The 24,160-nt window shown below is 63.0% G+C and carries 21 protein-coding genes; 11 read left to right on the top strand and 10 right to left on the bottom strand.

All coding sequences use genetic code 11. The features are described from left to right. Nucleotides 1-84: 84 nt before the first annotated feature. From QTJ18_RS21435 to htpX, 3 genes are all read right to left on the bottom strand, one after another. Nucleotides 85-1,761, bottom strand: a complete 1,677-nt coding sequence (locus QTJ18_RS21435; protein ID WP_252755304.1) for a heparinase II/III family protein — start codon at nucleotides 1,759-1,761, stop codon at nucleotides 85-87. A 110-nt stretch (nucleotides 1,762-1,871) separates the two neighbouring features. Further along, the gene (locus tag QTJ18_RS21430; RefSeq protein WP_252755303.1) at nucleotides 1,872-3,272 is read right to left on the bottom strand and encodes an RsmB/NOP family class I SAM-dependent RNA methyltransferase; all 1,401 of its coding nucleotides are present in this window, start codon (nucleotides 3,270-3,272) and stop codon (nucleotides 1,872-1,874) included. Next, nucleotides 3,272-4,243: a zinc metalloprotease HtpX gene (htpX, locus tag QTJ18_RS21425; protein WP_252755302.1), complete on the bottom strand. Its 972-nt coding sequence runs from the start codon at nucleotides 4,241-4,243 to the stop codon at nucleotides 3,272-3,274. The genes QTJ18_RS21430 and htpX overlap by 1 nt, the downstream gene beginning before the upstream one ends. Nucleotides 4,244-4,358: 115 nt before the next feature. Between htpX and QTJ18_RS21420 the strand changes: the two genes are divergently transcribed. After that, on the top strand, nucleotides 4,359-4,577 hold the full coding sequence (locus QTJ18_RS21420; RefSeq protein ID WP_252755301.1) for a DUF1674 domain-containing protein: 219 nt from the start codon (nucleotides 4,359-4,361) through the stop codon (nucleotides 4,575-4,577). 6 nt (nucleotides 4,578-4,583) lie between these two features. Here the strand turns inward: QTJ18_RS21420 and QTJ18_RS21415 are convergent, their stop codons facing one another. Further along, nucleotides 4,584-4,997: a hypothetical protein gene (locus tag QTJ18_RS21415; protein ID WP_252755300.1), complete on the bottom strand. Its 414-nt coding sequence runs from the start codon at nucleotides 4,995-4,997 to the stop codon at nucleotides 4,584-4,586. A gap of 90 nt (nucleotides 4,998-5,087) precedes the next feature. After that, entirely contained in the window at nucleotides 5,088-5,303 is a 216-nt protein-coding gene (locus QTJ18_RS21410) for a hypothetical protein (protein ID WP_252755299.1), read from the bottom strand. A 279-nt stretch (nucleotides 5,304-5,582) separates the two neighbouring features. Here QTJ18_RS21410 and QTJ18_RS21405 point away from each other — a divergent pair, with 279 nt between their 5' ends. Next, complete coding sequence (locus QTJ18_RS21405; protein WP_252755298.1) at nucleotides 5,583-7,733, top strand: two-component system response regulator; 2,151 nt, start codon at nucleotides 5,583-5,585, stop codon at nucleotides 7,731-7,733. Next, complete coding sequence (locus QTJ18_RS21400; RefSeq protein WP_252755297.1) at nucleotides 7,730-10,234, top strand: ATP-binding protein; 2,505 nt, start codon at nucleotides 7,730-7,732, stop codon at nucleotides 10,232-10,234. Before QTJ18_RS21405 ends, QTJ18_RS21400 begins: the two co-directional genes overlap by 4 nt. A 69-nt stretch (nucleotides 10,235-10,303) precedes the next feature. On the opposite strand, the gene QTJ18_RS21395 is transcribed toward QTJ18_RS21400, so the two are convergent. After that, nucleotides 10,304-11,287, bottom strand: a complete 984-nt coding sequence (locus tag QTJ18_RS21395; protein ID WP_252755296.1) for a crotonase/enoyl-CoA hydratase family protein — start codon at nucleotides 11,285-11,287, stop codon at nucleotides 10,304-10,306. 204 nt (nucleotides 11,288-11,491) lie between these two features. On the opposite strand from QTJ18_RS21395, the gene QTJ18_RS21390 reads away from it, so the two are divergent. The 7 genes from QTJ18_RS21390 to arsK all read left to right on the top strand — a co-directional run bounded on the left by QTJ18_RS21390 (nucleotide 11,492) and on the right by arsK (nucleotide 16,604). After that, nucleotides 11,492-11,998: a ferritin-like domain-containing protein gene (locus QTJ18_RS21390; RefSeq protein WP_252755295.1), complete on the top strand. Its 507-nt coding sequence runs from the start codon at nucleotides 11,492-11,494 to the stop codon at nucleotides 11,996-11,998. Nucleotides 11,999-12,295: 297 nt separating this feature from the next. Further along, entirely contained in the window at nucleotides 12,296-12,652 is a 357-nt protein-coding gene (locus QTJ18_RS21385) for an ArsR/SmtB family transcription factor (protein WP_252755294.1), read from the top strand. Beyond that, nucleotides 12,649-13,176, top strand: a complete 528-nt coding sequence (locus QTJ18_RS21380) for an arsenate reductase ArsC (protein ID WP_252755293.1) — start codon at nucleotides 12,649-12,651, stop codon at nucleotides 13,174-13,176. The genes QTJ18_RS21385 and QTJ18_RS21380 overlap by 4 nt, the downstream gene beginning before the upstream one ends. A 2-nt stretch (nucleotides 13,177-13,178) precedes the next feature. After that, the gene (gene arsB / locus QTJ18_RS21375) at nucleotides 13,179-14,237 is read left to right on the top strand and encodes an ACR3 family arsenite efflux transporter (protein ID WP_252755292.1); all 1,059 of its coding nucleotides are present in this window, start codon (nucleotides 13,179-13,181) and stop codon (nucleotides 14,235-14,237) included. A 3-nt stretch (nucleotides 14,238-14,240) separates the two neighbouring features. Continuing rightward, nucleotides 14,241-14,663 carry an arsenate reductase (glutaredoxin) gene (gene arsC, locus QTJ18_RS21370; protein ID WP_252755291.1) on the top strand — a complete coding sequence of 141 codons (423 nt, stop codon included), beginning with the start codon at nucleotides 14,241-14,243 and terminating at the stop codon, nucleotides 14,661-14,663. Between the two features lie 13 nt (nucleotides 14,664-14,676). Beyond that, the gene (gene arsH / locus QTJ18_RS21365; RefSeq protein WP_289852218.1) at nucleotides 14,677-15,387 is read left to right on the top strand and encodes an arsenical resistance protein ArsH; all 711 of its coding nucleotides are present in this window, start codon (nucleotides 14,677-14,679) and stop codon (nucleotides 15,385-15,387) included. Continuing rightward, on the top strand, nucleotides 15,384-16,604 hold the full coding sequence (arsK, locus tag QTJ18_RS21360; RefSeq protein WP_252755290.1) for an arsenite efflux MFS transporter ArsK: 1,221 nt from the start codon (nucleotides 15,384-15,386) through the stop codon (nucleotides 16,602-16,604). Before arsH ends, arsK begins: the two co-directional genes overlap by 4 nt. Before the next feature lie 75 nt (nucleotides 16,605-16,679). On the opposite strand, the gene QTJ18_RS21355 is transcribed toward arsK, so the two are convergent. Continuing rightward, nucleotides 16,680-18,395, bottom strand: a complete 1,716-nt coding sequence (locus tag QTJ18_RS21355) for a catalase (protein ID WP_252755289.1) — start codon at nucleotides 18,393-18,395, stop codon at nucleotides 16,680-16,682. Nucleotides 18,396-18,616: 221 nt separating this feature from the next. On the opposite strand from QTJ18_RS21355, the gene QTJ18_RS21350 reads away from it, so the two are divergent. Further along, nucleotides 18,617-19,966, top strand: a complete 1,350-nt coding sequence (locus QTJ18_RS21350) for an APC family permease (RefSeq protein ID WP_252755288.1) — start codon at nucleotides 18,617-18,619, stop codon at nucleotides 19,964-19,966. Between the two features lie 16 nt (nucleotides 19,967-19,982). On the opposite strand, the gene QTJ18_RS21345 is transcribed toward QTJ18_RS21350, so the two are convergent. From QTJ18_RS21345 to QTJ18_RS21335, 3 genes are all read right to left on the bottom strand, one after another. Next, nucleotides 19,983-20,993 carry a P1 family peptidase gene (locus QTJ18_RS21345; protein ID WP_252755287.1) on the bottom strand — a complete coding sequence of 337 codons (1,011 nt, stop codon included), beginning with the start codon at nucleotides 20,991-20,993 and terminating at the stop codon, nucleotides 19,983-19,985. Nucleotides 20,994-21,225: 232 nt separating this feature from the next. After that, complete coding sequence (gene amaB / locus QTJ18_RS21340) at nucleotides 21,226-22,767, bottom strand: L-piperidine-6-carboxylate dehydrogenase (RefSeq protein ID WP_252755335.1); 1,542 nt, start codon at nucleotides 22,765-22,767, stop codon at nucleotides 21,226-21,228. Between the two features lie 49 nt (nucleotides 22,768-22,816). Then, nucleotides 22,817-24,100, bottom strand: a complete 1,284-nt coding sequence (locus QTJ18_RS21335; protein ID WP_252755286.1) for an NAD(P)/FAD-dependent oxidoreductase — start codon at nucleotides 24,098-24,100, stop codon at nucleotides 22,817-22,819. Nucleotides 24,101-24,160 lie beyond the last annotated feature (60 nt).

The following is a 24,160-nucleotide window of genomic DNA, read 5'->3' as shown; positions in this document are numbered from 1 at the left end:
CCGTCTCACCCAGCGGACGGCTTTCATGCGCGCCGCCTAGCATAGCTTGCGCGAAGAGGGAACGGAAACTGCAGCCGGAGCGGCTCAAACCTGCTGCTTCAGCATCCAGCGCAGGTCGCTCGTGGCCGGGAGCTCGAATTCGATGACCAGCTGCTGGCTCGGCCGGATACCGGAGACATCGGCGAAGAAGACATCTTCCTCGATCTCGACCCTCAGGCCCGGTGCGGTGAACAGCCAGATCTCGCCCTCATTGCCCTCCATGGAAATGGTCTCGCCGTCGATCCGCTCCAGCGTGACCGAGGGATGGATGTGGAAACGGGCCGTGGCCTGGACAGGCAGCCCGGTCATCTCCTCGGGCACGAAGAAGTGCTCGTGCCCCTTGATCTTGTTGCCCTTGGCCGCCATGCCGATTTCACGCTGATGCACATAGCCGAAGGTCGAGACATAGCCGTCATGCGACGCCTTCAGCCAGTCATTGCCATAGGCGTCCTCCCAGCGCTTCACATTCACCTCTTCGGCGCCGTCCAGAAGGAGCGGCCCCAGGAAGCGCGAGGTGGCAATGCGTGCCGCCGAGGTCTCGCCGAGCGTCACCGTCGAATGCGCCGCAGTGGCGCGCGACAGCTGGCGATAGGTGCGGCCGGCAAATTTCGGCGCGCCGGCATTGACGATGAAACGACTGCGGCCGGCGGAGAATTCGAAGCTGAGATAGCCGGCATGAGCGCTGTGGGAGAGGTCCGGCGTCAAGGCCTGGCCGGTATCGACAAGGATCGTGGTATCGGCTGCGGTGAGGCGGTGATAATGGCTGTGCGGCAGCGCCTTGAACGGTTTGCCTCCGGTCTCGTCATAGCGCAGCACGGAGAAGAGCTCCGCCGCCGGCGTGGCGCTGGCGCCATTGAAGAGGGCAAGATCGCCATCCTGGTGCCGGAAGAACCGCAGCGCCGGGTAGATGCGGTCAATGGTCGGGATCAGCATCTGCGGCACGTCATAGCCGAGATTGATATAGGTCTGCCGCAGCGGCAGCAGATCGATGAGGATGTCCAGCGCCGCCCGCGGATTGCGCGAGATATGGCCGCCATCGGCAAGGATCTGCGCCTCCAGTTCGCGGTCGAGCCGATGGCCCTCCCGGCGGATGATCTTCTCCGACGAGGGTATGGCAAGCGAGGCCATGGCAAGCGCGATGCGGATGCGTAGCCGGCTTTCTCCCGCTGGCAGGCAGGACACGGCCTTGCGCAGGAAATGCCGGTGATGGGCAATGCAGCGCATGAAGCGGCGGTAGAAGCCGGGCTCGGCTCCTTGCAGCACGACCGGAGAGTGGCACAGAAGCGAAATCATCCGCTCTGCAGCGATATGCGGCTCCCAGGCGGGTGCGCTGATCTTGCGGCCATGAAGCTGCATCCAGGACGCCAGGAGGTGGCGCGCCTGCAGGCGTGCCTCGTCCTTGCGCAGGGCGCGGATGTGCCGCAGCCAGGCGAAGGAATGCAGCCTTTCGGCGAAGGCGCGCGAGGGGAGCTGGTCGAGAAAGGGCGTCGCCTCCTCCGTCTCGAAGATCCGTCCTGCCAGGACATAGCGGCCGGCCAGCATTTCTTGCGCGATGAAGGGATCGGCGGCGCGCAGATCGGTCGGCGCAACGACAAGCCGTTCGGGCACGGGCATGCCGGCGCGGCCCACCATCATGCGCAGCGGCAGCAGCCGACGGCAGAGGCGACGCTGCGCCTCTGTCAGTCCCAAAGCTATACGTCTTCGGCGTTCAGCCAGCAGCATGTCCCGATACCGGATTTTTGAGCAATAGAAGGATCGTCTCCATCCCCGGTTCGGTGCCGGGGATCTGTCCCACCATGGCTGAAATGTGCGCTGGTATGGTGAATAAAGTCTTAGCGGCGACGCAGGACGCAGGCGAAGAAGCCATCCATTCCGCCGGCGTGCTCCTCACTTGCAGGCAGCATGGCGGGGGTCGTGCGGAACTCGCCCCTGGCGTTGACGGCCGATTCCAGGCCCGGCCAGTCCGCGGCGTTGATGGCAACGCGTTCCACCGAATGGTCTTCGTCGAGCAGATCCTGCACCAGATCCTCCCCTTCCAGGGGGTCGAGGGAGCAGTTGGAGAAGACGATCAGCCCGCCTGGCCGCACCAGCGTGATGGCATGGCGCAGCATGCGGGCCTGCAATCCCGCCAGTTTTTCGATGTCCTGCGGGCCTTTGGTCCACAACACGTCCGGGTGACGACGCGTCGTGCCGGTGGAGGAGCAGGGGGCGTCCAGGAGGACACCGTCCAGCGGTTCGTCGGGCTTGTAATCGAAGAGATCGATATTGCAGATGTCCGCGGTCAGCTGCAGGCGGTCGAGGTTCTCCTTCAGCCGCGCCGCACGGTTGGCGGATTGTTCGACCGCGATGACCTTAGCCCCCCGGCTGATCAGCTGCGCCGTCTTGCCGCCGGGTGCCGCGCAAAGATCGGCGATCCTTTTTCCCTGAAGCGGTCCGAAAAGCTGGGCCGGCAAGGCGGCCGCCGCATCCTGAACCCACCAGGCGCCTTCATCGAAACCGGGAAGCTGGGTCACGGAGCCATCGAATGCCTTCAGGCGCAGGCTTCCCGTCGGCAAGGGCCGGGCGGAAAGCCGCTCTGCCCAAAGGGCGGCATCCCCTTTCACGGTGATGTCGATCGGTGCCGGGGAGAGCTGCGCTTCGGCGATCCGCCGTGCCTCCGCCTCGCCATAGGCGCGCGTCAGCCGGTCGCGATACCAGTCCGGGACCGGGGAAATCGCCTGGCCGGCCTGGAGAATATCCTCGCGCTCGCGGACCATGCGGCGCAGGACCGCGTTTACAAGCTTGGCAAAGCGGCGGTTGCGCGGATCGCGATTGGCCTGTTCGACGGCAAGATCAACCGCGGCATGGGCGGGAACATCGAGATAGAGGATCTGCGTCGCGGCCACGCGCAGCACCTGCTGCAGCGCACGGGCGCCGTCGGGCAGGGGGGAATCGAGCAAAGTTGCGATCGCGTGGTCGATCCGGGGCAGATGTCGCAGCGTCGCGTTGAGGATGGCGCGCGTCAAGGACCGGTCGGCATCACCAAGCGCCGCATAGGCGGCATTGCCGTGAACGGCGTCCAGCATGCCGTCGAGGGAGGTCTTCTTGTCGATCACGGCCGCGAGGATCTTGGCCGCCGCAGCCCGCACCTCCAGCCCCGGCTTCGGAGCAAAGGGATTGTTGCCGCCGGGCTGCGCTTTTTCCGTTACCCGGCCGGGCGTCTTCTTGTTCTTCGTCTTCTTGTTGTCTGCCATCAAGACCAGGGACCCTTACGCGGTTCGTTCGCCTCGCGTCCGGTCTCCGGACTTGTGCCGGTGCTCGGGACGGAACGCGATCTGCGCGTGGGTCTAGCAGCGGAATGACTGGGCGTCGAGGCGCCTGCAAACTCCGATGCCATGGATTGAAGGGCGGCAATGCGGTTCTCTGTGTTCGGATGGGTCGAAAAGAGATTGTCCATCCGCTGGCCGGACAGAGGATTGATGATGAACATATGTGCGGTGGCGGGATTGCGCTCCGCATCGTTGTTATGGATCACCTTGGCCGCGCCGGCGATTTTCGACAGGGCCGATGCAAGCCAAAGCGGATTGCCGCAGATTTCGGCGCCGCGGCGATCGGCGGAATATTCCCGCGTCCGGCTGATGGCCATCTGCACGAGAGCTGCGGCGAGCGGCGCGACGATCATGGCGACGAGGACGCCGATGAAGCCGAGCGGATTGTTGTTCTCGCGATTGCCGCCGAAGAAGAAGGCGAAATTGCCCAGCATGGAAATGGCGCCGGCGAGCGTGGCGGTGATCGTCATGGTCAGCGTATCGCGGTTCTGGACATGGGCGAGCTCGTGCGCCATCACGCCCGCCACTTCCTGCGGGGTCAGGCGCTCCAGCAGGCCCGTCGATGCGGCAACAGCTGCATTTTGGGGATTGCGGCCCGTGGCAAAGGCGTTCGGCTGCGCGCTCTCGTAGAGATAGACGCGGGGCATTGGCAGCCCGGCATTGGCCGACAGATCCCTGATCATGTGGTAGAATTCCGGCGCATTGTGCTCATCCACCTCTTGTGCCCGATAGGCGGAGAGCACCATCTTGTCGGAGTTCCAGTAGGAGAAGAGGTTCATGCCTGCCGCGATGAAAAACGCGATCATCATGCCGGCACGACCGCCGATCAAGAAGCCGACGCCCATAAACAGGGCCGTCATGAAGGCCAGGAGCATGGCGGTGCGGATCATGTTCATCTTTGCGTCTCCAGGGAAAAGTCGACGCATCTTTTGCAAAGTGCCGCGTCTGCCCTAAAATGTGGTGAGGCACCTTGCTTTTTCAATATGAGTTCCAGACGGTACAGGTCAGACCATGCACGCATCCGACAACGACAATCATCAGCCGAGTGATCCAGACACAGCAGGTCAGAAGGTCTTGTCGCCGGCAGCGCAAAGGGCGCTGAAGGAGGCCGAGGAGCGGCGGGCGCAGGAAGCGCCGCAGGACATGCCGACCGAGATCGGCGGGCGCGGCGGGGCGGATCCGGCGCGGTTCGGCGATTGGGAGATCAATGGCCGCGCCATCGATTTCTGACCGACCTCAGTCGTTTCCCGCCTTCGGCAGATCCTGGGCGGCAAGCCATCTGGCCAGGGCCGCGATGACCGCCAGACGCAGGCTTCCCTTTTGCAGGAGCGCCCGGGCAAGCGCAAACCCTTGATCCGCATAGCCGAACTCTGCCGCCACCTCGTCCGGACCGATGCGTCGCGCCTTCATGATCGTCTCCAGGCGCCGTACGGTTTCGGGCAGCAGGTAGCGGCCATTGGCGATCCAGTCGGCCGGCGGTGATCCAGTGCTGTCGGTGAGGCTGCCGCGATCACGGCCATAGGCGGTGCCGATCTCGGCGAGGAAGGCCATGCGCTCATCCTCGCTCGCGCGTCTCCAGTGCTTCTGCAGCTTTTGAAGCCGTGTGCGGCTTGGCGGCTTTGGCATTCCGGTCTTGATCGCGCCCTTCATCGCTTTTTTCTTCTCTCCGGCCACTTCTCGCCGAAGATTGCAAGAATGTCGCAGCGCTTTAGCCGGATTCGCAGTCGGGGGCGATCGGTTTTATTCGGCGAGATAGGCCGGCAGGGGCGCTAGCATCTGCTTCAACTGGTCCGGATGACGTATCCCGAAAAGATACCAGTCAACGAGCGAACGAGCCGCTTCCTCAGCCTCGGCGCCGCCGATCGGCCAATCTCTTTCCGCGCAAACCTCCTCAAGAACTTTCCTCAGAAGGTTCAGGTCCTTGGTGTCCAGCGTATCGAAAGATGAAAAGCTCATCGCCCGGCTCCCACAGCACGCACCAAGCCTAAGATTTATATTAGAATTGGTCAAAACAAAGCGCGCCGCCAGGGACGGACTCTGACAAGGTGTTGTGTCGTTGCAACGCTGATTCTGCCTCATGAACCTTTCAGAGACAGGCTTGCTTGGATTTTGCCGATGCTGGGAACCGAATCTTAAGATCTCTATCGCTAAATTGTGCGAATGTGTCGGGTTTCTGTGTCCGGCAGCGGCCACTGTTCGGCTGATACGGGTGCCGAGATGATATCGGAATGAAGAATGCCTCTCATAGCCATTCTGGATGATCAGGAAACGAATCGCCGAATATTCGAGAGGCTGGCCTCTTCGATCGAGCCGGGCGTGGTGATTCGCATTTACGGCGATCCTTCAGTCGCGGTTGCCGATTTCGAAAGCGGCATCGTGCCGGATCTGATCGTCACCGACTATAAGATGCCGGTCATGGATGGGGAAGCCTTCATCCGGGCGCTTCGGGCGCTGGACGGTTTTTCCGAGATCCCGGTCATGGTGATCACGGTCTATGAAGAGCGCAGCTTCCGCATGCGAGCGCTCGAGGCCGGCGCCACCGATTTCCTGCAAAGCCCGGTCGATCACCAGGAATTCGTCGTTCGGGCCCGCAATCTCCTGAAGTTGCGCAAGCAGCAGCTGCTATTGCAAAATCGTGCCCAGACGCTTGCGGTCGAGCTTGCCTCCAGCGAGCAGTCGCGCGAGGCGGCCGTGCGGGATTCGAGCGAGCGCCTGGCGCAGGTGATCGACACCGTTCCGGCGATGATCAGCGCCAGCGACAGCAATGGCAGGATCCTGTTCGCCAATACCTTTACCGGCGAATTCCTGGGCTGCGATCCGGCGGAGCTGGTCGGCAAGTCGAGCGATTGTCTCGTCGATGCGGAACTGGCGGGTCCCAACCGCACCCTGGACCGCAAGGTGATGCGCAGCGGCGAGGCGTTGAAGAGCTTCGAGCGGGTTCTCACCGATGCCGCCGGAGAGAAGCGGGTTCTCCTCACCAGCAAGAGCCCCTTGCGTGACGCGCAGGATACGATCGTCGGTGTTCTCACCAGCGCGCTCGACATTACCGAGCGCAAGCGGGCCGAAGAACATTTGCTGCATGCGGCACGGCATGATGCCCTGACCAATCTGCCGAACCGGGCCTTCCTGCACGACAGGCTGCGACGCGAAGTGGCCCGGGCAAGGCGCGGCGATCGCTCCTTCGCCCTGCATTTTATCGATATTGACCAGTTCAAGAACATCAACGACCTCTCCGGCCAGGAGGCGGGGGATGCCTTCCTGAAGGAAGTCGCTGCGCGCCTGCAGCTTCTGGCCGGGCCCGAGGATATGGTGGCCAGGCTGGGCGCTGACGAATTCGGCTTTCTGCAGGCCCTTCTTCCGGATGGCGCGTCGCTGGACGCGATGGCGCAGCGCATCATCGATGTCGTGGGCCTGCCCTTCGGCATTGCCGATCGCGAGGCGGCCTGCACGGCAAGCGTCGGCGTCACGACCTATCCGGCGGATGCCGCCGATGTGACGCAGTTGCTGCGCAATGCGGATCTGGCCATGCAGCAGGCCAAATCCTCCGGCGGCAATCAGTTCCGCCTGTTCGAAACCAATATGACTGGCCTCATTCGCAACAATGCCATCCTCGACGGGAGGCTGCGCACCGCGATCGATCAGCAGCAATTCGTGCTGTATTACCAGCCGCAGATTTCCGCCCGTTCCGGCAAGATCATCGGCGCCGAAGCGCTGCTGCGCTGGAATGATCCCGAGCGCGGTCTGGTCTCTCCCGGCGAGTTTCTGCTGCGTGCCGAGGAAAACGGCCTCATCGTGCCGATCAATGAATGGGTCATCCATGCCGCCTGCCGCGAAGCCAAGTCCTGGCACTGCCAGGGCATCGGCAATCTGCGGATCGGCGTCAACCTGTCGCCCGTCCAGTTCCGCCGCGTCAATGTCGCCGCCCTTGTGCTGAAGGCTCTGGATGCCTCGGGTCTCGACCCGCGCTCTCTCGACCTCGAGCTGACGGAGAATATCGTGATGGAGGAGACGGAATCCGTCTTTGCCGTCCTGCGGCAGCTTTCGGAACTCGGCGTGGGCATATCGATCGACGATTTCGGCACCGGCTATTCGTCGTTGAATTACATCAAGCAATTTCCGATCGACCGGATCAAGATCGACCAGACTTTCGTGCGCAATATGGTGAGCGATCCGAGCGACCACACGATCGTCCGCACCGTTGCGCATCTTGGACATTCGCTCGGCATGACCGTCGTCGCCGAGGGTGTCGAGACCGAGGAGCAGGCCGAGCTTCTGAGGGCCGATGGCTGCGATGTCATGCAGGGTTACCTCTTCGGACGCCCCATGCCGGCCGAGGAATTCGTCGCGCTGGTGCGTGGCCGTCACGAACTTGAGAAGACCGCATGAACAGGCTGCGACCCTATCCGTTCCACCTTCTGTGGCGGCGGCCGATTTCGACATCCGTCCGCGCCATGCGTGCCCTCTTGCGCGAGCGGCCGGATACCGAGCACGAGCTGACGGCGAACCGCCTGCTCATTTCCTCGACGATCCTGATCTATCTCGTGGTGGCGCAGGCTGTGGGTTCCGAGGCCGCGGCGGCAGCGCTTGCCGTTGCCGCCGTTCCCGTCATCCTGTTCGAGATGTTCGCGCTCGGTACCTTCCTGCATATCCTGATGGTTCCGGGCATTTCGCCAGCGCGGCGGATCGCCGGGATTTTTGCCGATATCGGCATGTTCTCCTACGGTCTTCACGCAAGCGGCGAGGCTGGCGCTGCCCTGTTCCTCGTCTATTTCTGGGCCGTGCTCGGCAATGGCTTCCGCTTCGGCGTGCTTTACCTGACGATCGCTGCCATCGCTGCCGTCGGCAGCTTCTTCATCGTCTACATGACCACGCCGTTCTGGCAGGAGCAGCCCACGGTCTCGCTCGGCCTTGTCGGCGCGCTGATCGTCATTCCCGCCTATTCCTCCACGCTCATCCGCAAACTCTCCCAGGCCAAGCGTGAGGCGGAGCAGGCCAGCCAGGCCAAGAGCCTGTTTCTCGCCAGCATGAGCCATGAGCTGCGGACGCCGCTGAACGCCGTCATCGCCTTGAGCGACCTGCTGATGCAGATGAGACTGCCGCCGGAACAGAACGACATGGTGCGCACGATCGGGCGCTCCGGCCGCTCGCTGCTGTCGCTGATCGAAGCGGTCCTCGATCTCTCCAAGATCGAAGCGGGGCAAACGGTCGTCCAGCCGCAGAAGGTGGACCTGGCGGCGCTGCTGGGCGATGTCCGCTCGATCATCGCGGTCAATGCGCAGAAGAAAGGTCTCCGGATCGCGGTTCACATGGCGGCTGGAACACCGGCGCAGGTCATGGTCGATCGCCGTCATCTGGAGGAGATCCTCCTCAACCTGGCCAGCAATGCGGTCAAGTTCACCCAGGCCGGGCATGTCCGGATCGAAGTCTCGCTGGATCAGAGCGCCAGCCAGGATATCCTGCGCTTCGCCGTCTCCGATACCGGCATTGGCATCGATGCCTCGGCGCATGCGAGGATCTTCGAACGCTTCACGCAGGCCGACGGGACGATCATGGACCGGTTCGGTGGAACAGGGCTGGGGCTTGCGATCGTCAAGCAGTTGCTGCGGGCCATGGGCGGCGCTATCGGCGTTTCCAGTGCGCTGGGGGAGGGCAGTACCTTCCATTTCCATCTTCCTGCCGAGGTCGTGCAGGAGGAATTGCAGCCTTCACCCGCGCCCGCGCCGCTCGTCCTGATCGGCCATCCCGCAGGCCTTAGCGATAACCTGCGTGCCCGCGCAACCAGCGTGGCAAATCCGCAGGATGCCCTGCCGATCCTGCGCCGGATCTCCGCCGAAACAGGCCGACGGCCGATCGTGCTCATCGATGCCCGACTGGGCGACCAGGCTGTCATGCAGGCCGCGCGCCTGTTGATCGATTGCCTGTCAGGACGCGAGGAGCCGGTGCTGGTGCTCGTGCATCGGGAGGAGCCGGAGACCATGCTGCCTCCCGAGATGCGCGACCTGTTCTTCTCAGCCGCAGGCGAAGAAATCGAACCGGTTCTCGCCAATGCCGAGATCCTCGTGTCGGGCGGCATGCGGGATAGCGAGGAGGCCCTGGAGACGCTGGACGGACACGCCGCCTGGCGCATCCTGATTGCCGATGACAACAAGACCAACCAGATGGTGCTGGGCAAGATCCTGGAAATGGCGGGTCATCACCATGAGATCGTCGAAAATGGCGAGGCGGCGGTCGAGCGCATGCTGAAAGGCGGGCTCGACCTGGTGCTGATGGACGTCAACATGCCGGTGATGAACGGCATTGAGGCAACCAAATTCTACCATTTCGCGGCGCTCGGCACCCGCAAGATCCCCATAATCGCGGTGACGGCTGATGCGACGGGCGAAGCGGCCGAGCGCTGCCTGGATGCCGGCATGGCGGCCTGCGTGACCAAGCCCATCGAGCCGCATGTGCTGCTGAAGATCATTGCCTCCACGCTCAGCGAACACGGTGTCGAGCCCGTGGAGATCCTGCCTCCGGCCGAGCCGGAGGAAGACGTGGTCAAGGATCAACCGGTCATCGACCCCTCGACCTGCAGCGCGCTGGAAAAGCTTGGAGGCGCGGAATTCGTTGACACGCTTCTGCACCAGTTCGCGGACGATTCCATCACCGCCTTGAATGCCCTGGCGGCGGCGGTGGCGGAGGAGGATGTGCATGGCTTCCGCAATTCCGCCCATGCCCTGCGCAGCGCGGCCGCCAATGTCGGTGCCATGCGCATCTATCAGATGTGCCTGGACTGGCGCGAGATCAACGACCCGCAGCTTGCGCATGACGGGGAGCAACATGTGCATGATCTGCGGGACGAGTTTCAGAAGTTCCGCTCGGAGCTCGATCTCCGCCGCGCCTCCTGAACCTGGAAAGGCGGCGTGGCGCCGGTTCTGTCCGCTCATGCTCTGATCCGGCCCGGTCGGCTGTGACGGTCAGGCCTGGCGGGCCGCCTCCAGGCGCTTGATCTGCGCCAGCCGCAGCCGGTCGATCTTGCGCAGATCGGCATCTTCCAGCTGCATCGCAGCCTCAACCCAGAGATCGACCACGTCGACGAGTTCCTGGTGCGTCAGTGGATTGACCCGCCGCTTCACGTCGCGCAGGGTTCTGAATATCATGTGCTTGCGGCTATGGCGGGCGATGAATTCCCGCGTCGCGGCCTCGCCCTCTCCCTCGTCGACCACCAGGTCGACAAGACCCATCGCGTGAAGATCCTCGGCGCTGTAGATCTGGCCGCTCATGATCATCTTGGTGGCGCGTGTGGGGTCCAGCCGGCGCGACAGGAAACTGTAGGCGCCCATGCCGGGAAAGAGGTTGAAGAGAATTTCGGGAAGGCCGAACTTCGCCTGCCGCTCGGCAATGATGATATCGGAGGCCATGGCGGCCTCGAAGCCGCCGCCCAGCGCATCGCCCTGCACGAGCGAGATCAGGATGATCGGCAGGTCGAAGGCAATCGAGGATGTGTAGACAAGATCGACGCAGTCGCGGGCATAGCGTCGCAGCCCTTCGCGATCCTTTGCCCTTATGTGGCGGCCGAAATAGCCGAGATCGCCTCCCAGATTGAAAATGCCGGGCATTTTTGAGCCGTTGACGAGGTAAAGAAGCGGCTGATCGGCTTCGTTGCGACGCACAAAACTCTGGATTTCACCCCGCAGCCGGCTGAGGTCGGACAAGAGGCCCGGCGTATAGCTGGGCGCATCGACCGGGTTCATGAAATACCAAAGCGTTCGTTGCGCCGGATCGAGGCGCACGCCTAGATTGTCGTACCGGCCGGCGGGGAATCGAAGCTCCAGCGGCAGGTCACCTAGGGTTTTGAAGGGTGCCGAGGCCGATAGTGTCGCCTCCGGCCGACCCGGCTCCTCGCGCGGATGCCAGGATTGCGCGAGGTTCGACTTCGCCTGTGCCGAAAGGTCTGTCATTGCCGCCGCTCCACTGTCTTGTGCAGATGAGACTGTATCAGAACATTTCGCGCTGCGAAGGGAAGGCTTAACACTTTCTTAAATTTGCTTAACGGACAGGGTTAACGGGCCACTGAGCTCCAAGGTCCGCCACGGCCCGGCGCAATGCGGAACTCTGGTCGTTTCTGACGGTTAGCCGCCTGCCAACCAAGGAGGATCAATCAGATGGCTGATGCAAGAAGCATTTTCGTAACCGGGCTGAAGAACGCCCATGCCATGGAAAATCAGGCGTTGTCGATCATGAAGCCGCAAGTTTCGCGAATCGAGAATTATCCCGAGGTCGCGGATATGCTGGAGCGGCATATTCGCGAGACTGAAGGCCAGATCGAGCGGCTGGATGCCATTCTGGCAAGCCTGTCGGAGAGCCACTCGACAATGAAGGACATGGCTTTGTCGATGGGTGGCGCCATGGCGGCGCTCGGCCACACGATTGCGCCGGATGAGATCGTCAAGAATTCCTTCGCGAATTTCGCGTTCGAAAACTACGAAATCGCCGCCTACAAATCCCTGATGACGCTGGCAGAGCTCGGCGGGTTCCAGCAGGCTCTCACCGGTCTGAAGGCCAATCTTGAGGAAGAACAGGCCATGGCGCACTGGATCGACAGCAATCTGCGCAGCCTCACCATGAAATTCGCATCGCTGAAAGAAGCCGGTGCATCGGCAAAGGTCTGATGACTTCATATGACCCCGCCTTCAGATGACCCCGCCTTGTGATGCCCCCGCCATGTGATGACCATTGCAAGGCGCCCCAGCCGCCGGCAGGATCTAGATGCTGGCGGCGGCGCGAGCCGCTCATCGAAGGCATGGTCTGAGCGGTCCGGGAGAGGATGCTCCGTTCGGTGATGCGCGGCTCTTCCCTGGATCGCCGACGCTCTATTTCCCAATCCTGACGGAACGGCCTCCGCATCGCTTGCAGGCCCAATAACTTTGCGCTATGCGTCATTTCAATAGTTGTAGGAATATGTGATTATGGATGAGAAGCGCGCCGTGGATGTCTTCGGGGCATTGTCGCAAGAGACGCGATTGAAGATCGTGCGCATGCTGGTGGTGGCCGGGCCGGACGGCATGGCGGCCGGGGCAATTGCCCAGCAGGCGGGTGTTTCGCCCTCGAACATATCCTTCCACCTCAAGGAGCTGGAACGCGTCGGTATGGTGACGGCCACCCGCGAATCCCGCTCGATCATCTACAGCGCGGCCTTCGCGCAATTGGCGGATCTCATCCGCTTTCTGATGGAAGACTGCTGTGCCGGGCGGCCGGAAATCTGCCTGCCCGCCGTCGCTGTCGCGCAATGTTGTGTTCCTGGCCTCAAGGAGAGCCCGCAATGACCGAGCCTGTCTATCATGTCCTCTTCCTCTGCACCGGCAATTCCGCCCGTTCGATCATCGCGGAAGCCATTCTCAACCGCCTCGGACAAGGAAGGTTCAAGGCCTATTCCGCCGGCTCCCAGCCCAAAGGCGAGGTTCACCCCTTTACGCTGCAACTGCTCGAGGGCATGAACTATGATACGGGCTTTGCCCGCTCGAAGAATTGGGACGAGTTCGCCGCGCCGGGCGCGCCGCAATTGGATTTCGTCTTCACCGTTTGCGACAATGCGGCAGCCGAAGCCTGCCCCGTCTGGCCCGGGCAGCCGATGACCGCCCATTGGGGCGTGCCGGATCCTGCTGCGGCAGAGGGCAGCGATCCGGAGCGGCACTTCGCCTTCGCGGATGCCTATCGCATGCTCAACAACCGGATCTCCGTCTTCGTGAGCCTGCCGATCACCAGCCTCGACAGGCTGTCGCTGCAAAGGCGGCTCACCGAAATCGGCCAGGGACAGACCGCAACACAGCAAGATCCCGAGGTTGCGTGATCATGTCCGGCTTCGAACGCTACCTGACCGTCTGGGTCTTCCTGTGCATCCTCGTCGGGATTAGCCTGGGCTATGCCTTGCCCGGTGTCTTCCAGACGATAGCGGCGCTGGAAGTTGCGCGCGTCAACCTGCCCGTCGCCGTGCTGATCTGGCTGATGATCATTCCCATGCTCATCAAGATCGATTTTTCCGCCCTTGGGCAGGTCAGCCGCCACTGGCGCGGCATCGGCGTGACGCTTTTCATCAACTGGGCGATCAAGCCCTTTTCCATGGCGCTGCTCGGCTGGCTGTTCATCGGCTGGCTGTTTCGCCCGCTTCTGCCGCCGGACCAGATCGACAGCTATATTGCCGGCCTGATCATCCTGGCCGCCGCTCCGTGCACGGCCATGGTCTTTGTCTGGTCCAACCTGACGAAGGGCGAGCCGCATTTCACGCTGTCCCAGGTGGCCCTCAATGATGCGATCATGGTGGTGGCCTTCGCGCCGATCGTCGGCCTGCTTCTGGGGCTTTCGGCAATCACGGTGCCCTGGGATACGCTGATCCTTTCCGTAATCCTCTACATCGTGCTGCCGGTTCTGGCGGCGCAGCTGATCCGCCGCCGCCTGCTTTCGGCCTCCGGCCAGTGCGGCCTCGATGATCTCCTGAAGATCCTGCAGCCGGCTTCGCTCGTCGCGCTGCTCTCAACGCTTGTTCTGCTCTTCGGTTTCCAGGGCGAGCAGATCATCGCGCAGCCCATGGTCATCGCGCTTCTGGCGGTGCCGATCCTTATCCAGGTCTATTTCAACTCCGGCCTTGCCTATCTCCTGAACCGGGCCACGGGAGAGGCCCATTGCGTGGCCGGCCCCTCGGCTTTGATCGGCGCCTCCAATTTCTTCGAGCTTGCAGTGGCGGCGGCGATCAGCCTCTTCGGCTTCCAGTCAGGCGCGGCACTCGCGACCGTGGTCGGCGTCCTCATCGAGGTGCCGGTCATGCTGTCCGTCGTCTGGATCGTGAACCGCAGCAAGACCTGGTACGAAAAGGGCGCCTCGGTGCGCGCCGCAGCAACGGATATGAAAGCCTGAACCATGACTGTCACCATCTATCACAATCCCGACTGCGGCACCTCGCGCAACACGCTTTCGCTGATCCGCCATGCCGGCATCGAACCCACCGTGATCGCATATCTGGAAAGCCCGCCATCGCGAGAAACCCTGACATCGATGATCACCGAGGCCGTGCTGACGGTCCGCGAAGCTATCCGCGAGAAGGGGACGCCCTTTGCCGAGCTTGGCCTGGATGATCCTTCGCTAACGGATGAGCAGTTGATCGACGCCATGCTTGCCCATCCGATCCTGATCAACCGGCCTTTCGTGGTGAGCCCTATGGGCACCCGGCTCTCACGCCCGTCCGAGCTGGTGCTGGAGATCCTGCCAGCCATGACGAAAGGCCCCTTCTTCAAGGAGGATGGCGAACAGGTGCTCGATTCGGAGGGCAAGCGCCTTGCCTGATGTGAGCAAAGAGATGGCTGCCGATCTGCCGGCGGCCGATATGCGCCATCTGCGACCGATCGATCTCGACGCGCTTCGGCCTGCCTTCTCCACCCATCGGCCGCGTATCCTCATCCTCTACGGCTCGCTTCGGGCGGTTTCCTACAGCCGGCTTTTGGCGGAGGAGGCCGCACGCCTCCTGACGGCCTTCGGCTGCGACGTGCGCTTCTTCGACCCGAGGGGCCTGCCGCTGCCGGACGGCGAACCGGTGGATCATCCCAAGGTGCAGGAATTGCGGGCGCTTTCGCAATGGTCCGAGGGCCAGGTCTGGGTAAGCCCGGAACGGCACGGCGCCATGACGGGGATCATGAAAGCCCAGATCGACTGGATCCCGCTGTCGATCGGCGCGATCAGGCCGACGCAGGGCAAGACGCTGGCCGTCATGCAGGTCTCCGGCGGCTCGCAATCCTTCAACGCGGTGAACCAGATGCGCCTGCTCGGCCGCTGGATGCGAATGGTGACTATTCCAAACCAGTCCTCCGTCGCCAAGGCCTTTCAGGAATTTGACGACAACGGCCGCATGAAGCCCTCGTCCTATTATGAGCGGGTGGTGGATGTCTGTGAGGAACTGGTGAAGTTCACGCTTCTGACCCGCGATGCCTCGACCCACTTGACCGACCGCTACAGCGAGCGCAAGGAGGCAGCAGACAAGCTCGAAGGCCGTGTGCAACTGAGATCGCAATGAGTTCTGGCCCGCCGGTCGCCGTGATCCTCGCGCTGGGGCTGACCCAGATCATCGGTTATGGCACCCTCTATTACAGTTTCAGCATTCTGGCCCCGGATATGGCGCGGGACCTCGGCTGGAGCGTCGACTGGGTGTTTGGCCTCCTGTCCGCCTCGCTCTTCCTGTCGGGACTGACGGCGCCCTTTGCCGGCCGCCTGATGGACAGGTTTGGCGCCGGCCGGGTGATGACACTGGGCTCTTTCGCGGCTGCCCTCTCGCTGATGCTCTGCGCCCTGGCGCCGCATCGGGCAGTCTTCGTCGCCGGTCTCCTTTTGACGGAGCTTTCCGCCAATCTCGTGCAATATGGTGCCGCTTTCGCGCTCTTGGTGGAGATCCGCCCGCGCGAGGCCCAGCGCAGCATCACCTATCTGACGCTGATCGCCGGTTTTGCCTCCACCATCTTCTGGCCCGTGACCAGCCTCTTGCATGGCGCTCTCACCTGGCAGGCGGTCTATATGGTCTTTGCCGGGCTGAACCTCGTTCTTTGCCTGCCGCTGCATGCCTGGCTCAGCCTCTATGGCCGGGGCGGGCGCCATGCGCCGGATCATTCCGTCGACAGCGCCGGACCCGTGCCCGGACTTCTGGCCGAGCGCGTGCGGCAGAAGGGCTTTCGCCTGATGCTGTCGGGCATCGGCATCCTCTCCTTCGTCAATGCCGCGCTCCTGTTTCACATGGTTCCGGTGCTTTCAGACCTCGGTCTCGGGGCCGCGGCGGTTCTGGTCGCCACGCTGTTCGGCCCGGCCCAGGTGCTGAGCCGCTTCACCAATATGATCTTCGGCAGGAATCTTGGCGCGCTCCAGCTTGCCGTCTTGACTGCGCTCTTTGCACCGCTTTCCATACTGGTGCTGGAGCTGACCTATCCATTCACGCCGGGCGCCATGCTGTTCGCCGTCATCTTCGGCTTCGGCTCCGGCCTGTCCAGCATCGTCTTCGGCACGCTGCCGCTCGCGCTTTTCGGCAGCGAGGGGTATGGCGCGCGCCAGGGCCAGATCAGCCTGGTGCGCCTGGCTGCGTCGGCCCTCTCGCCCTTCGGGCTTGCGGTGATCCTGCAGCGCGCCGGACCCGATATGGTGCTCTGGTCGCTCATCGGTCTCGGCCTCGTCGCTCTCTGCTTCTTCATCGCATTGTCGCGGCTCGGTCAGGTGGGTCCGGCAAGTCAGGCAGGGCAGGTAAGGTAACTCAGGGAAGGCACTTCGCCGCCGCCCGGTCAGGTCAAAGGGGACCGGACGGCTTGTCGCCGTCCGGCGCTCGTCCTATTCGGCGGCCTGGTCCATCCGCGGCGTGGCCGGCAGCTTGCCCATCAGCACCTCTTCAGCGGTCGCCTTGTGGTTCTTGACGGAGCTCGTCCACTGGCCCCAGACCGAGGGATCGATCACATCGCCGTTCTGCCCGAGTTTCTGCAGCCGCTTCTGGTCGTCCTCGGTCAGCACCTGCCGGGGCAAGGGACCAAGACCCTGCACATCCTGCGCCGAAATGCCGAGGGTCTCGCCGACCCGGCGGCCGTAATCGTCATGCACGAGGAAGAAATGCCAGACCATGCGCTCCTGCACATCGCGCTGACATTGGGACAGAAGGTCGCCCATGTTGAAGATCAGGTCATCCCGCTCCCAGTCCATCATGGTGCAGAAGCGGCCGCGTGCCTGGGCATAATCATTACGCCGCTCCAGCACGGCGCGTGTCAGCGGCCCCCTGATTTCCGGCGGATTGTTGGGCTCCTGCCGCGGATCCTCCCGCAGCCCGTCATGGATTGACGGCTCGTAGTTCACATGCGGGTTCTGGCCGGGCGACAAATCCCGCTGGAAGCTCATCTGCCCGCCGGAGAGATTGGTGGCGACCCGGGCATTCTTCGGCTGGTTCACCGGCAATTGCAGGTAATTCGTGCCGACGCGGTAGCGCTGTGTGTCGGAATAGGAGAAGGTCCGGCCGACCAGCATCTTGTCGTCGGAGAAATCCAGCCCATCCACGAGAACGCCCGTTCCCATGGCAATCTGTTCGTTCTCGTTGAAGAAGTCCTCGACATTGCGGTTCAGCGTCATCGTGCCGATGCGGCGCAGCGGGAACTGATGCTCCGGCCAGATCTTCGTATCGTCCAGCGGGTCGAAGTCCAGTTCAGGATGATCGTGATCCTCCATGACCTGAACGAACATATCCCATTGCGGGTACTCGCCGCGTTCGATGGCGGTGAAGAGATCCTTGGACGCGGAGCCGAAATCCTGGCCCTGCACCTTGGCGGCCTCTTCCGCCGTGAGGCTGGCCAGACCGGCGCGCGGGTGGAAATGATATTTCACCAGCACCGTCTCGCCTTTGTCATTCACCATCTTGTAGGTGTTGACGCCGAAACCTTCCATGTGGCGATAGCTGGCCGGAATGCCGCGCGGCGAGAACAGATGGGTGAGCATATGCATGCTCTCCGGCGTCTGGCTCATGAAGTCGAAGATGCGGTTCGGCTCCTGGCGGAAGGTCACCGGGTCAGGCTTCAGCGAATGGATCACGTCCGGGAACTTGATCGCATCGCGGATGAAGAAGACCGCCAGATTATTGCCAACCAGATCCCAATTGCCGTCTTCGGTGTAGAACTTGACGGCAAAGCCACGCGGATCGCGCGCCACTTCGGAGGAATCCCGCCCGCCGATGACGGTGGAGAAGCGAATGGCCAGCGGCGTCTTCTTGCCTGCCTGCTGGAAAAGTTTGGCGCGCGTATATTTCGAAGCCGGCTCATCGCCGATCTTGCCCGTCGCCTCGAACTCGCCATAACAGACGAAGCCGCGCGCATGCACAACGCGTTCGGGAATGCGCTCGCGGTCGAAATGGGTGATCTTCTCGAGGAACTGATAGTTTTCGAGGGTTGCCGGTCCGCGGCTGCCAACGGTGCGCGTCGACTGATTGTTAACGATCGGATGGCCTTGCCGATTGGTGAGCGTTTTGTCGTCCGTGCCCTTTGGCATCACGCCGCGCTTGTTGTCATCCATATCCGTCCCTTTCTGTTGAAGCGAAACTGAGCTCGCGAAGGATCGTCCGGCGCAAAGGCCAGCCAATCAGTGGCTAACCGGCAAGTTGGATGGATGTTCCGTCACCGCGGTGGATTTCCGCGCGGTTGCGAGGAGGAGGAAGGAACCGGGACGGCCTCTGCTACGTTCAGTTGCACCAAAACTGGGGAGGGATCATGGAAAGCCGCGAGACAGATCAAAAAATGGCAGAGCATCTGGGCCAGACCCACGAGCTGAAACGGGTGATGGGGCCTGGCTTGTTGCTGCTTTTCATCGTCGGCGATATTCTGGGGACCGGCATTTATGCGCTTACCGGCCAGGTTGCCGCAGAAGTTGGCGGGGTCGTGTGGCTTCCCTTTCTGGTCGCCTTCGTCGTTGCGCTGCTGACCGCCTTCAGCTATCTCGAACTGGTGACGAAATATCCCAAGGCCGCCGGCGCAGCGCTTTACACGCACAAGGCCTTCGGCGTGCACTTCCTCACCTTTCTCGTGGCCTTTGCCGTCATGTCATCCGGCATCACCTCGGCCTCCACCGCGTCGCGCGCCTTTGCGGCCAATTTCGTTGCCGCGGTCGGTCTGGCCGATAGCGGCCTGGTGGTGACGGGAATAGCGCTCGCTTTCATTGCGCTTGTGGCAATCATCAACTTCCGCGGCGTCGGCGAGAGCGTCAAGGTCAATGTTCTGCTGACCGTGGTGGAGCTCAGCGGCCTGCTCTTGATCATCGGCATCGGTTTCTGGGCGATCTGGGGCGGGCAGGGCGACGTGTCACGCGCCTTCACCTTCACGCCGCCGGAAGGCGGTGGCCTGTTCTGGCCGGTCATTGCGGCCACGACGCTCGCCTTCTTCGCCATGGTGGGCTTCGAGGATTCCGTCAACATGGCGGAGGAATGCAAGGATCCGAGCCGGATCTTCCCCAAAGTGCTGCTGGGCGGCCTGCTCCTGACCGGCATCGTCTATGTGCTGGTCTCGATCTCGGCGATCACGCTCGTCCCCGCGGCAGAGCTCGGCGAGGGGGAAACGCCGCTTCTCAAGGTGGTGCAGGCCGGCGCGCCGGGCTTTCCCATCGGCATATTCGGCGTCATCACCATGTTCGCCGTCGCCAATTCCGCGCTCATCAACATGATGATGGCCAGCCGTCTGATCTACGGCATGGCGAGGGAAAATGTCCTGCCGCCGGTTCTGGGATCGGTGCACTCCGATCGCCGCACGCCTTATGTGGCCATTCTCTTCACCACCCTGATCGCCGTGGCCCTCATCACCTTTGTCGGCGGCGTCCCGGCGCTTGGCGGCACGACGGCGCTCCTCCTGCTCTGCGTCTTCACCATCGTCAATGTGGCGGTGCTGGTCCTGCGCAAGGACAAGGTCGAGCACAAGCACTTCCGTACCCCCACCATCGTGCCGGTGCTGGGTGCGGTGACATGCGCCTTTCTGGCCGGTCCCTGGACCGGACGGGATCCGGTGCAATACATGATTGCCGGCATTCTCCTGATGATCGGCGTCGGACTCTGGTTCGTCACGGTGCGCGTCATGAAGGGCGTGGCGCAGCCTGCCTGACGCGGAAAGGGCGCGATCAGCGGACGCCGTGGCGGTCCCGCCATGCCGGCTGGGCTTGCGCCGTGGGAAGCGCCGTCGCTTCGAAAATGCCGCGTGCCACGGCTCTGGCAAAGGTTGTTGTCGCCAAATGGCAGAGTTCGAGAAGATCCGTCGCATCGTTTAGCGCGACCCGTCCTGTCGCAGCGGCAAAGATCGTGTCGCCATCGGCCGGAAGATGCGCCGGCAGCACGGCGCGGGCCAGGCCATCATGGGCAGTGATGGAGAGCCGGTGCGCCTGTGCCTTGGTCAGGATCGCATCGGTCACGATCAGGCCGATCGTCGTGGCCGTCAGGTTCACGCCTTTCAACCGGAGCGATGTATCGCCGGCGTTGAATGTTGCGGGCAGGCCAAGGCCGCCGAATTCGCCTTTTTCTTCGAAAGGTGCCGCCCAGAAATGCGGACCATTGCCGATCGTTGCCGATCCCAGAGCATTGACCGCAACCAGCGCCGCGATCCGGTGACCTTTGGAGGAGACGGCGCTTGCCGATCCGAGACCGCCCTTGACCGTGGCCGTGGTCGCGCCCGTTCCGGCACCGACGGAGCCAAGCGCGAAAGCACCCTTGGCCGCCGCGCGAAAGGCGTCATATCCCATGTCGCGATAGGGGGAATGGCGTCCCCAGTTCTTGTCGCCGCCGTTCAACAGGTCCATCAGGATTGCCTGCGGCACGATCGGAACCCGCGTGGAGCCGACCTGGAGACCGCGGCCGATCTCGCGCAGGCCTGCCTGTACGCCACCGGCGGCATCGAGGCCGAAGGCGGAGCCGCCGGACAGGACCAGCGCGTCGACCTTCTCCACCGTCATCGACGGGTCGAGAAGCGCCGTGTCCCGGCCACCCGGCGCGCCGCCGAGAACGGTGCCGGAGGCTGTTGCCGGTTCGTCGAAGACCACGACCGTCACGCCGGAGCCCAGTCTCAGATCCGTCGCATGGCCGATGCTCACGCCGTCAATATCGGTCAGAAGATTAAGAGAACCCAGATTGTCTCCCATACCACGCTCCAAATCCTGATTGGGGTTCGACCCTAACGCCCGGACAGGGTGTTGTCCCTGCCTGGCGTCAATCCTGATGCAGGCGCCTGCTTCCTTTTCGACCGTCCTTCGGGCGCTGGCCGCGTCGCAGATGCGTCAGAACGCCCTTAAGCAGACATTCGTCGCCAACGAATGTCTCTCTAGGTGCTTTCATTTCGCCCCCAAACCGGCCACCACTCTTGGGAACCCGTGTTTAGGCGATGTCGAAGGTCACGCCCTGCGCCAGCGGCAAGGTGCGACCGTAATTCAGGGTGTTGGTGGCGCGGCGCATATAGGCCTTCCACGAATCCGAACCTGATTCACGTCCGCCGCCGGTCTCCTTCTCGCCGCCGAAGGCGCCACCGATTTCGGCGCCGGACGGTCCGATATTGACATTGGCGATCCCGCAATCGGAACCGCGCGCCGAGATGAAGGTCTCGGCTTCGCGCATGTCATTGGTGAAGATCGACGAAGACAGGCCCTGGGGCACATCATTGTGCAGGTCCAGCACGGAGTCGAAGTCGCTGTAGCGCATCACGTAGAGGATGGGCGCGAAGGTTTCCTCCACAACCGGGCCGCATTGCGACGGCATTTCCACGAGGGCCGGGCGGACATAGAAGGCGCCATCTGCCTCGTCTGCCAGAACCCGTTCGCCGCCGGTCACAATCCCGCCTTCGGCTGTTGCGGCCGCCAGTGCCGCATGCATGCGCTCGAAGGCGTGCTTGTCGATCAGGGGGCCGACCAGGTGGCCGTCGATCATCGGATTGCCGATGGTCACGGACTGGTAGGCGCTTTTGAGGCGCGGCACGAGGCGGTCATACACGCTGTCATGGACGAAGAGGCGACGCAGCGTCGTGCAGCGCTGGCCGGCCGTGCCCATGGCGGAGAAGGCGACGCCGCGCAGCGTCAGATCGAGATCGGCCGTCGGCGTGACGATGGCGGCATTGTTGCCGCCCAGTTCCAGGATGGCGCGGGCGAAGCGCTTGGCAAGGCGCGGTCCGACGGCGCGGCCCATGGCGGTGGAGCCCGTCGCCGACACAAGCGGCACTTTCGGATGATCGGTCAGGACCTCGCCGATGTCGCGTCCGCCGATGATCAGCGTCGAGAGATTGGCCGGTGCCGTGCCGCCCTCCGCGATATAGCGACGAAGGGCCTTGTCGAAGATTGCCTGGGTGGCAAGCGCCGTCAGCGGCGTCTTTTCGGAGGGTTTCCAGACGGTCGCATTGCCGCATACCAGTGCCAGCGCCGCGTTCCACGACCAGACGGCCACCGGGAAGTTGAAGGCCGAAATGATGGCGACGACACCCAGCGGATGCCAGGTTTCCATCATCCGGTGCTCCGAACGCTCGGTGGCGATGGTGAGGCCATAGAGCTGACGCGAGAGACCGACCGCGAAATCGCAGATATCGATCATTTCCTGCACCTCGCCAAGGCCCTCCGAGGTGACCTTGCCGACCTCGATGGAGACGAGCCTGCCAAGATCATTCTTGGCGGCCCGCAATTCTTCGCCAAGCAGGCGGATCAGTTCGCCCCGTTTGGGTGCCGGCGTGTTGCGCCAAATGAGAAAGGCCTGGTGAGCTGCATCGATGGCCGCCGCCGTCTCCTGCGCGGAGTGCTCGGCCACCTGGCCGATGTCGCGGCCGGTGATCGGCGAACGGACAGCGAGCGCCCCGCCTTGATAAGTCGCACGGTCGACGCCGAGACGGGAGAGGATGGCATCCGCTTCGGTGGCGAGATTCAGATTGGCAAGGCTCATCGGGTTCTTCTCGTCCTTCTTGTGTTGTCCTGGCTGTCCGGCGCCCGGATCAAAATCGATCGCCGGCCAGATGGGCGATCTGCGCGCCCGCTTCATAATAGGCTTCCTTAATCGCCCGGAAAGGCTGAGCCTCGGCTGGCGTCAGCGGCAGCGGCAGATCCGCTTCGCCGAGTTTGCCGGCCACATGATCGGCCAGCACCTTGCCGAATACCGTACCGGGCGCAATTCCGCGGCCGTTATAGCCGGAAAAGCCGACGACGCGATCCGCAAACCGGTGGAAACGGGGCAAGGCATTGCTCGTCATGCCGATCTGTCCGTACCACTCGGCCTCGAACTCGATCGTGCCGAGTTGCGGAAATATCCGATTCAAGGCGCGGCGTGCCCAGTTCCTGTGAATGGCCGTTCCCGATCCCCGCAAGGCGCCCACCGAGCCAAACACCAGCCGGCCGGCCGCGTCCATGCGGAAGGAGGACAGGATATCCTTCGTATCCCAGCAGCCTTCCCGGCCTGCAAGGATGGAGCCCCTGATATTGTCGGAGAGAGGCTGCGTTGCCAGGTTGAAATAGGGAAGGTGGACCTGCTCCTGGCGAACCACCTCGAAGGGCCCGGTGGAATAGGCATCCGTTGCGACGATGACCCAATCGGCCGTCACGCTGCCGGTGCCGGTCGAAACGATATGGCGTCCTTTGCGCTCCTGCCAGGCAAGGGCCGGGGTCTGCGTGAAGATCCGGGCGCCGGCCTTCAGCGCCGCATCGCAGAGCCCGCGTACATAGGCCAGCGGCTGCAAGGTGCCGGCGCGGCGGTCGAGAAGGGCTCCGTGATAGGCCTCTGTGCCGATCCTTTGGACGGTATCCTTTCGGCTAAGCACCTCGACATCGGCACCTCTGGCCTGCCATTGGCGGGCACGCGCCTCGATCTCGGCAAGACCCTTGTCGCCCACGGCGCAATGCAGCGTTCCGGTACGGGTCAGCTCGCAGGCAATGCCATATCGGTCGATCAGCTGCATCACCTGTTGCGGCCCGTCGCCCAAGAGGGTCAGCAAACGCTCGCCATGCACATCGCCCAGCGCCTGGGGCAGGTCGTCCGGCATCACCCACATGCCGGCATTGATCAGGCCGACATTGCGCCCTGCGCCGCCATGGCCGATGTCCTTCGCCTCCAGCAGCATGACCGAGCGTCCCATCTCGGCCAGATGCAAGGTCGCCGACAGCCCGGTATAGCCGCCACCGATGACGACGATGTCGCAGGCCAGATCGCCGGCAAGGCTTTCGGTGCTGGGGGCGGGCGGTGCCGTTTTGTCCCAAAGGCCGTGGGAGCGGGAAGGATGAAGCATGAGGACGATCCGGGTTCCGTCAGGTGGCGCAACTTTACAGCCGCCACAAAAGGGCGGATA

Source organism: Rhizobium sp. SSA_523 (assembly GCF_030435705.1).
Taxonomy (GTDB): Bacteria; Pseudomonadota; Alphaproteobacteria; order Rhizobiales; family Rhizobiaceae; genus Neorhizobium.
Note: the sequence above shows the minus strand (reverse complement) of the source record. Positions and strands in the feature narration are given on the sequence as shown.

Coding starts and splice junctions, on each gene's coding strand:
- QTJ18_RS21435 (WP_252755304.1), bottom strand. CDS start 1,761: ATGCTGCTGGCTGAACGCCGAAGACGTATAGCTTTGGGACTGACAGAG.
- QTJ18_RS21430 (WP_252755303.1), bottom strand. CDS start 3,272: ATGGCAGACAACAAGAAGACGAAGAACAAGAAGACGCCCGGCCGGGTA.
- htpX (WP_252755302.1), bottom strand. CDS start 4,243: ATGAACATGATCCGCACCGCCATGCTCCTGGCCTTCATGACGGCCCTG.
- QTJ18_RS21420 (WP_252755301.1), top strand. CDS start 4,359: ATGCACGCATCCGACAACGACAATCATCAGCCGAGTGATCCAGACACA.
- QTJ18_RS21415 (WP_252755300.1), bottom strand. CDS start 4,997: ATGAAGGGCGCGATCAAGACCGGAATGCCAAAGCCGCCAAGCCGCACA.
- QTJ18_RS21410 (WP_252755299.1), bottom strand. CDS start 5,303: ATGAGCTTTTCATCTTTCGATACGCTGGACACCAAGGACCTGAACCTT.
- QTJ18_RS21405 (WP_252755298.1), top strand. CDS start 5,583: ATGCCTCTCATAGCCATTCTGGATGATCAGGAAACGAATCGCCGAATA.
- QTJ18_RS21400 (WP_252755297.1), top strand. CDS start 7,730: ATGAACAGGCTGCGACCCTATCCGTTCCACCTTCTGTGGCGGCGGCCG.
- QTJ18_RS21395 (WP_252755296.1), bottom strand. CDS start 11,287: ATGACAGACCTTTCGGCACAGGCGAAGTCGAACCTCGCGCAATCCTGG.
- QTJ18_RS21390 (WP_252755295.1), top strand. CDS start 11,492: ATGGCTGATGCAAGAAGCATTTTCGTAACCGGGCTGAAGAACGCCCAT.
- QTJ18_RS21385 (WP_252755294.1), top strand. CDS start 12,296: ATGGATGAGAAGCGCGCCGTGGATGTCTTCGGGGCATTGTCGCAAGAG.
- QTJ18_RS21380 (WP_252755293.1), top strand. CDS start 12,649: ATGACCGAGCCTGTCTATCATGTCCTCTTCCTCTGCACCGGCAATTCC.
- arsB (WP_252755292.1), top strand. CDS start 13,179: ATGTCCGGCTTCGAACGCTACCTGACCGTCTGGGTCTTCCTGTGCATC.
- arsC (WP_252755291.1), top strand. CDS start 14,241: ATGACTGTCACCATCTATCACAATCCCGACTGCGGCACCTCGCGCAAC.
- arsH (WP_289852218.1), top strand. CDS start 14,677: ATGGCTGCCGATCTGCCGGCGGCCGATATGCGCCATCTGCGACCGATC.
- arsK (WP_252755290.1), top strand. CDS start 15,384: ATGAGTTCTGGCCCGCCGGTCGCCGTGATCCTCGCGCTGGGGCTGACC.
- QTJ18_RS21355 (WP_252755289.1), bottom strand. CDS start 18,395: ATGGATGACAACAAGCGCGGCGTGATGCCAAAGGGCACGGACGACAAA.
- QTJ18_RS21350 (WP_252755288.1), top strand. CDS start 18,617: ATGGCAGAGCATCTGGGCCAGACCCACGAGCTGAAACGGGTGATGGGG.
- QTJ18_RS21345 (WP_252755287.1), bottom strand. CDS start 20,993: ATGGGAGACAATCTGGGTTCTCTTAATCTTCTGACCGATATTGACGGC.
- amaB (WP_252755335.1), bottom strand. CDS start 22,767: ATGAGCCTTGCCAATCTGAATCTCGCCACCGAAGCGGATGCCATCCTC.
- QTJ18_RS21335 (WP_252755286.1), bottom strand. CDS start 24,100: ATGCTTCATCCTTCCCGCTCCCACGGCCTTTGGGACAAAACGGCACCG.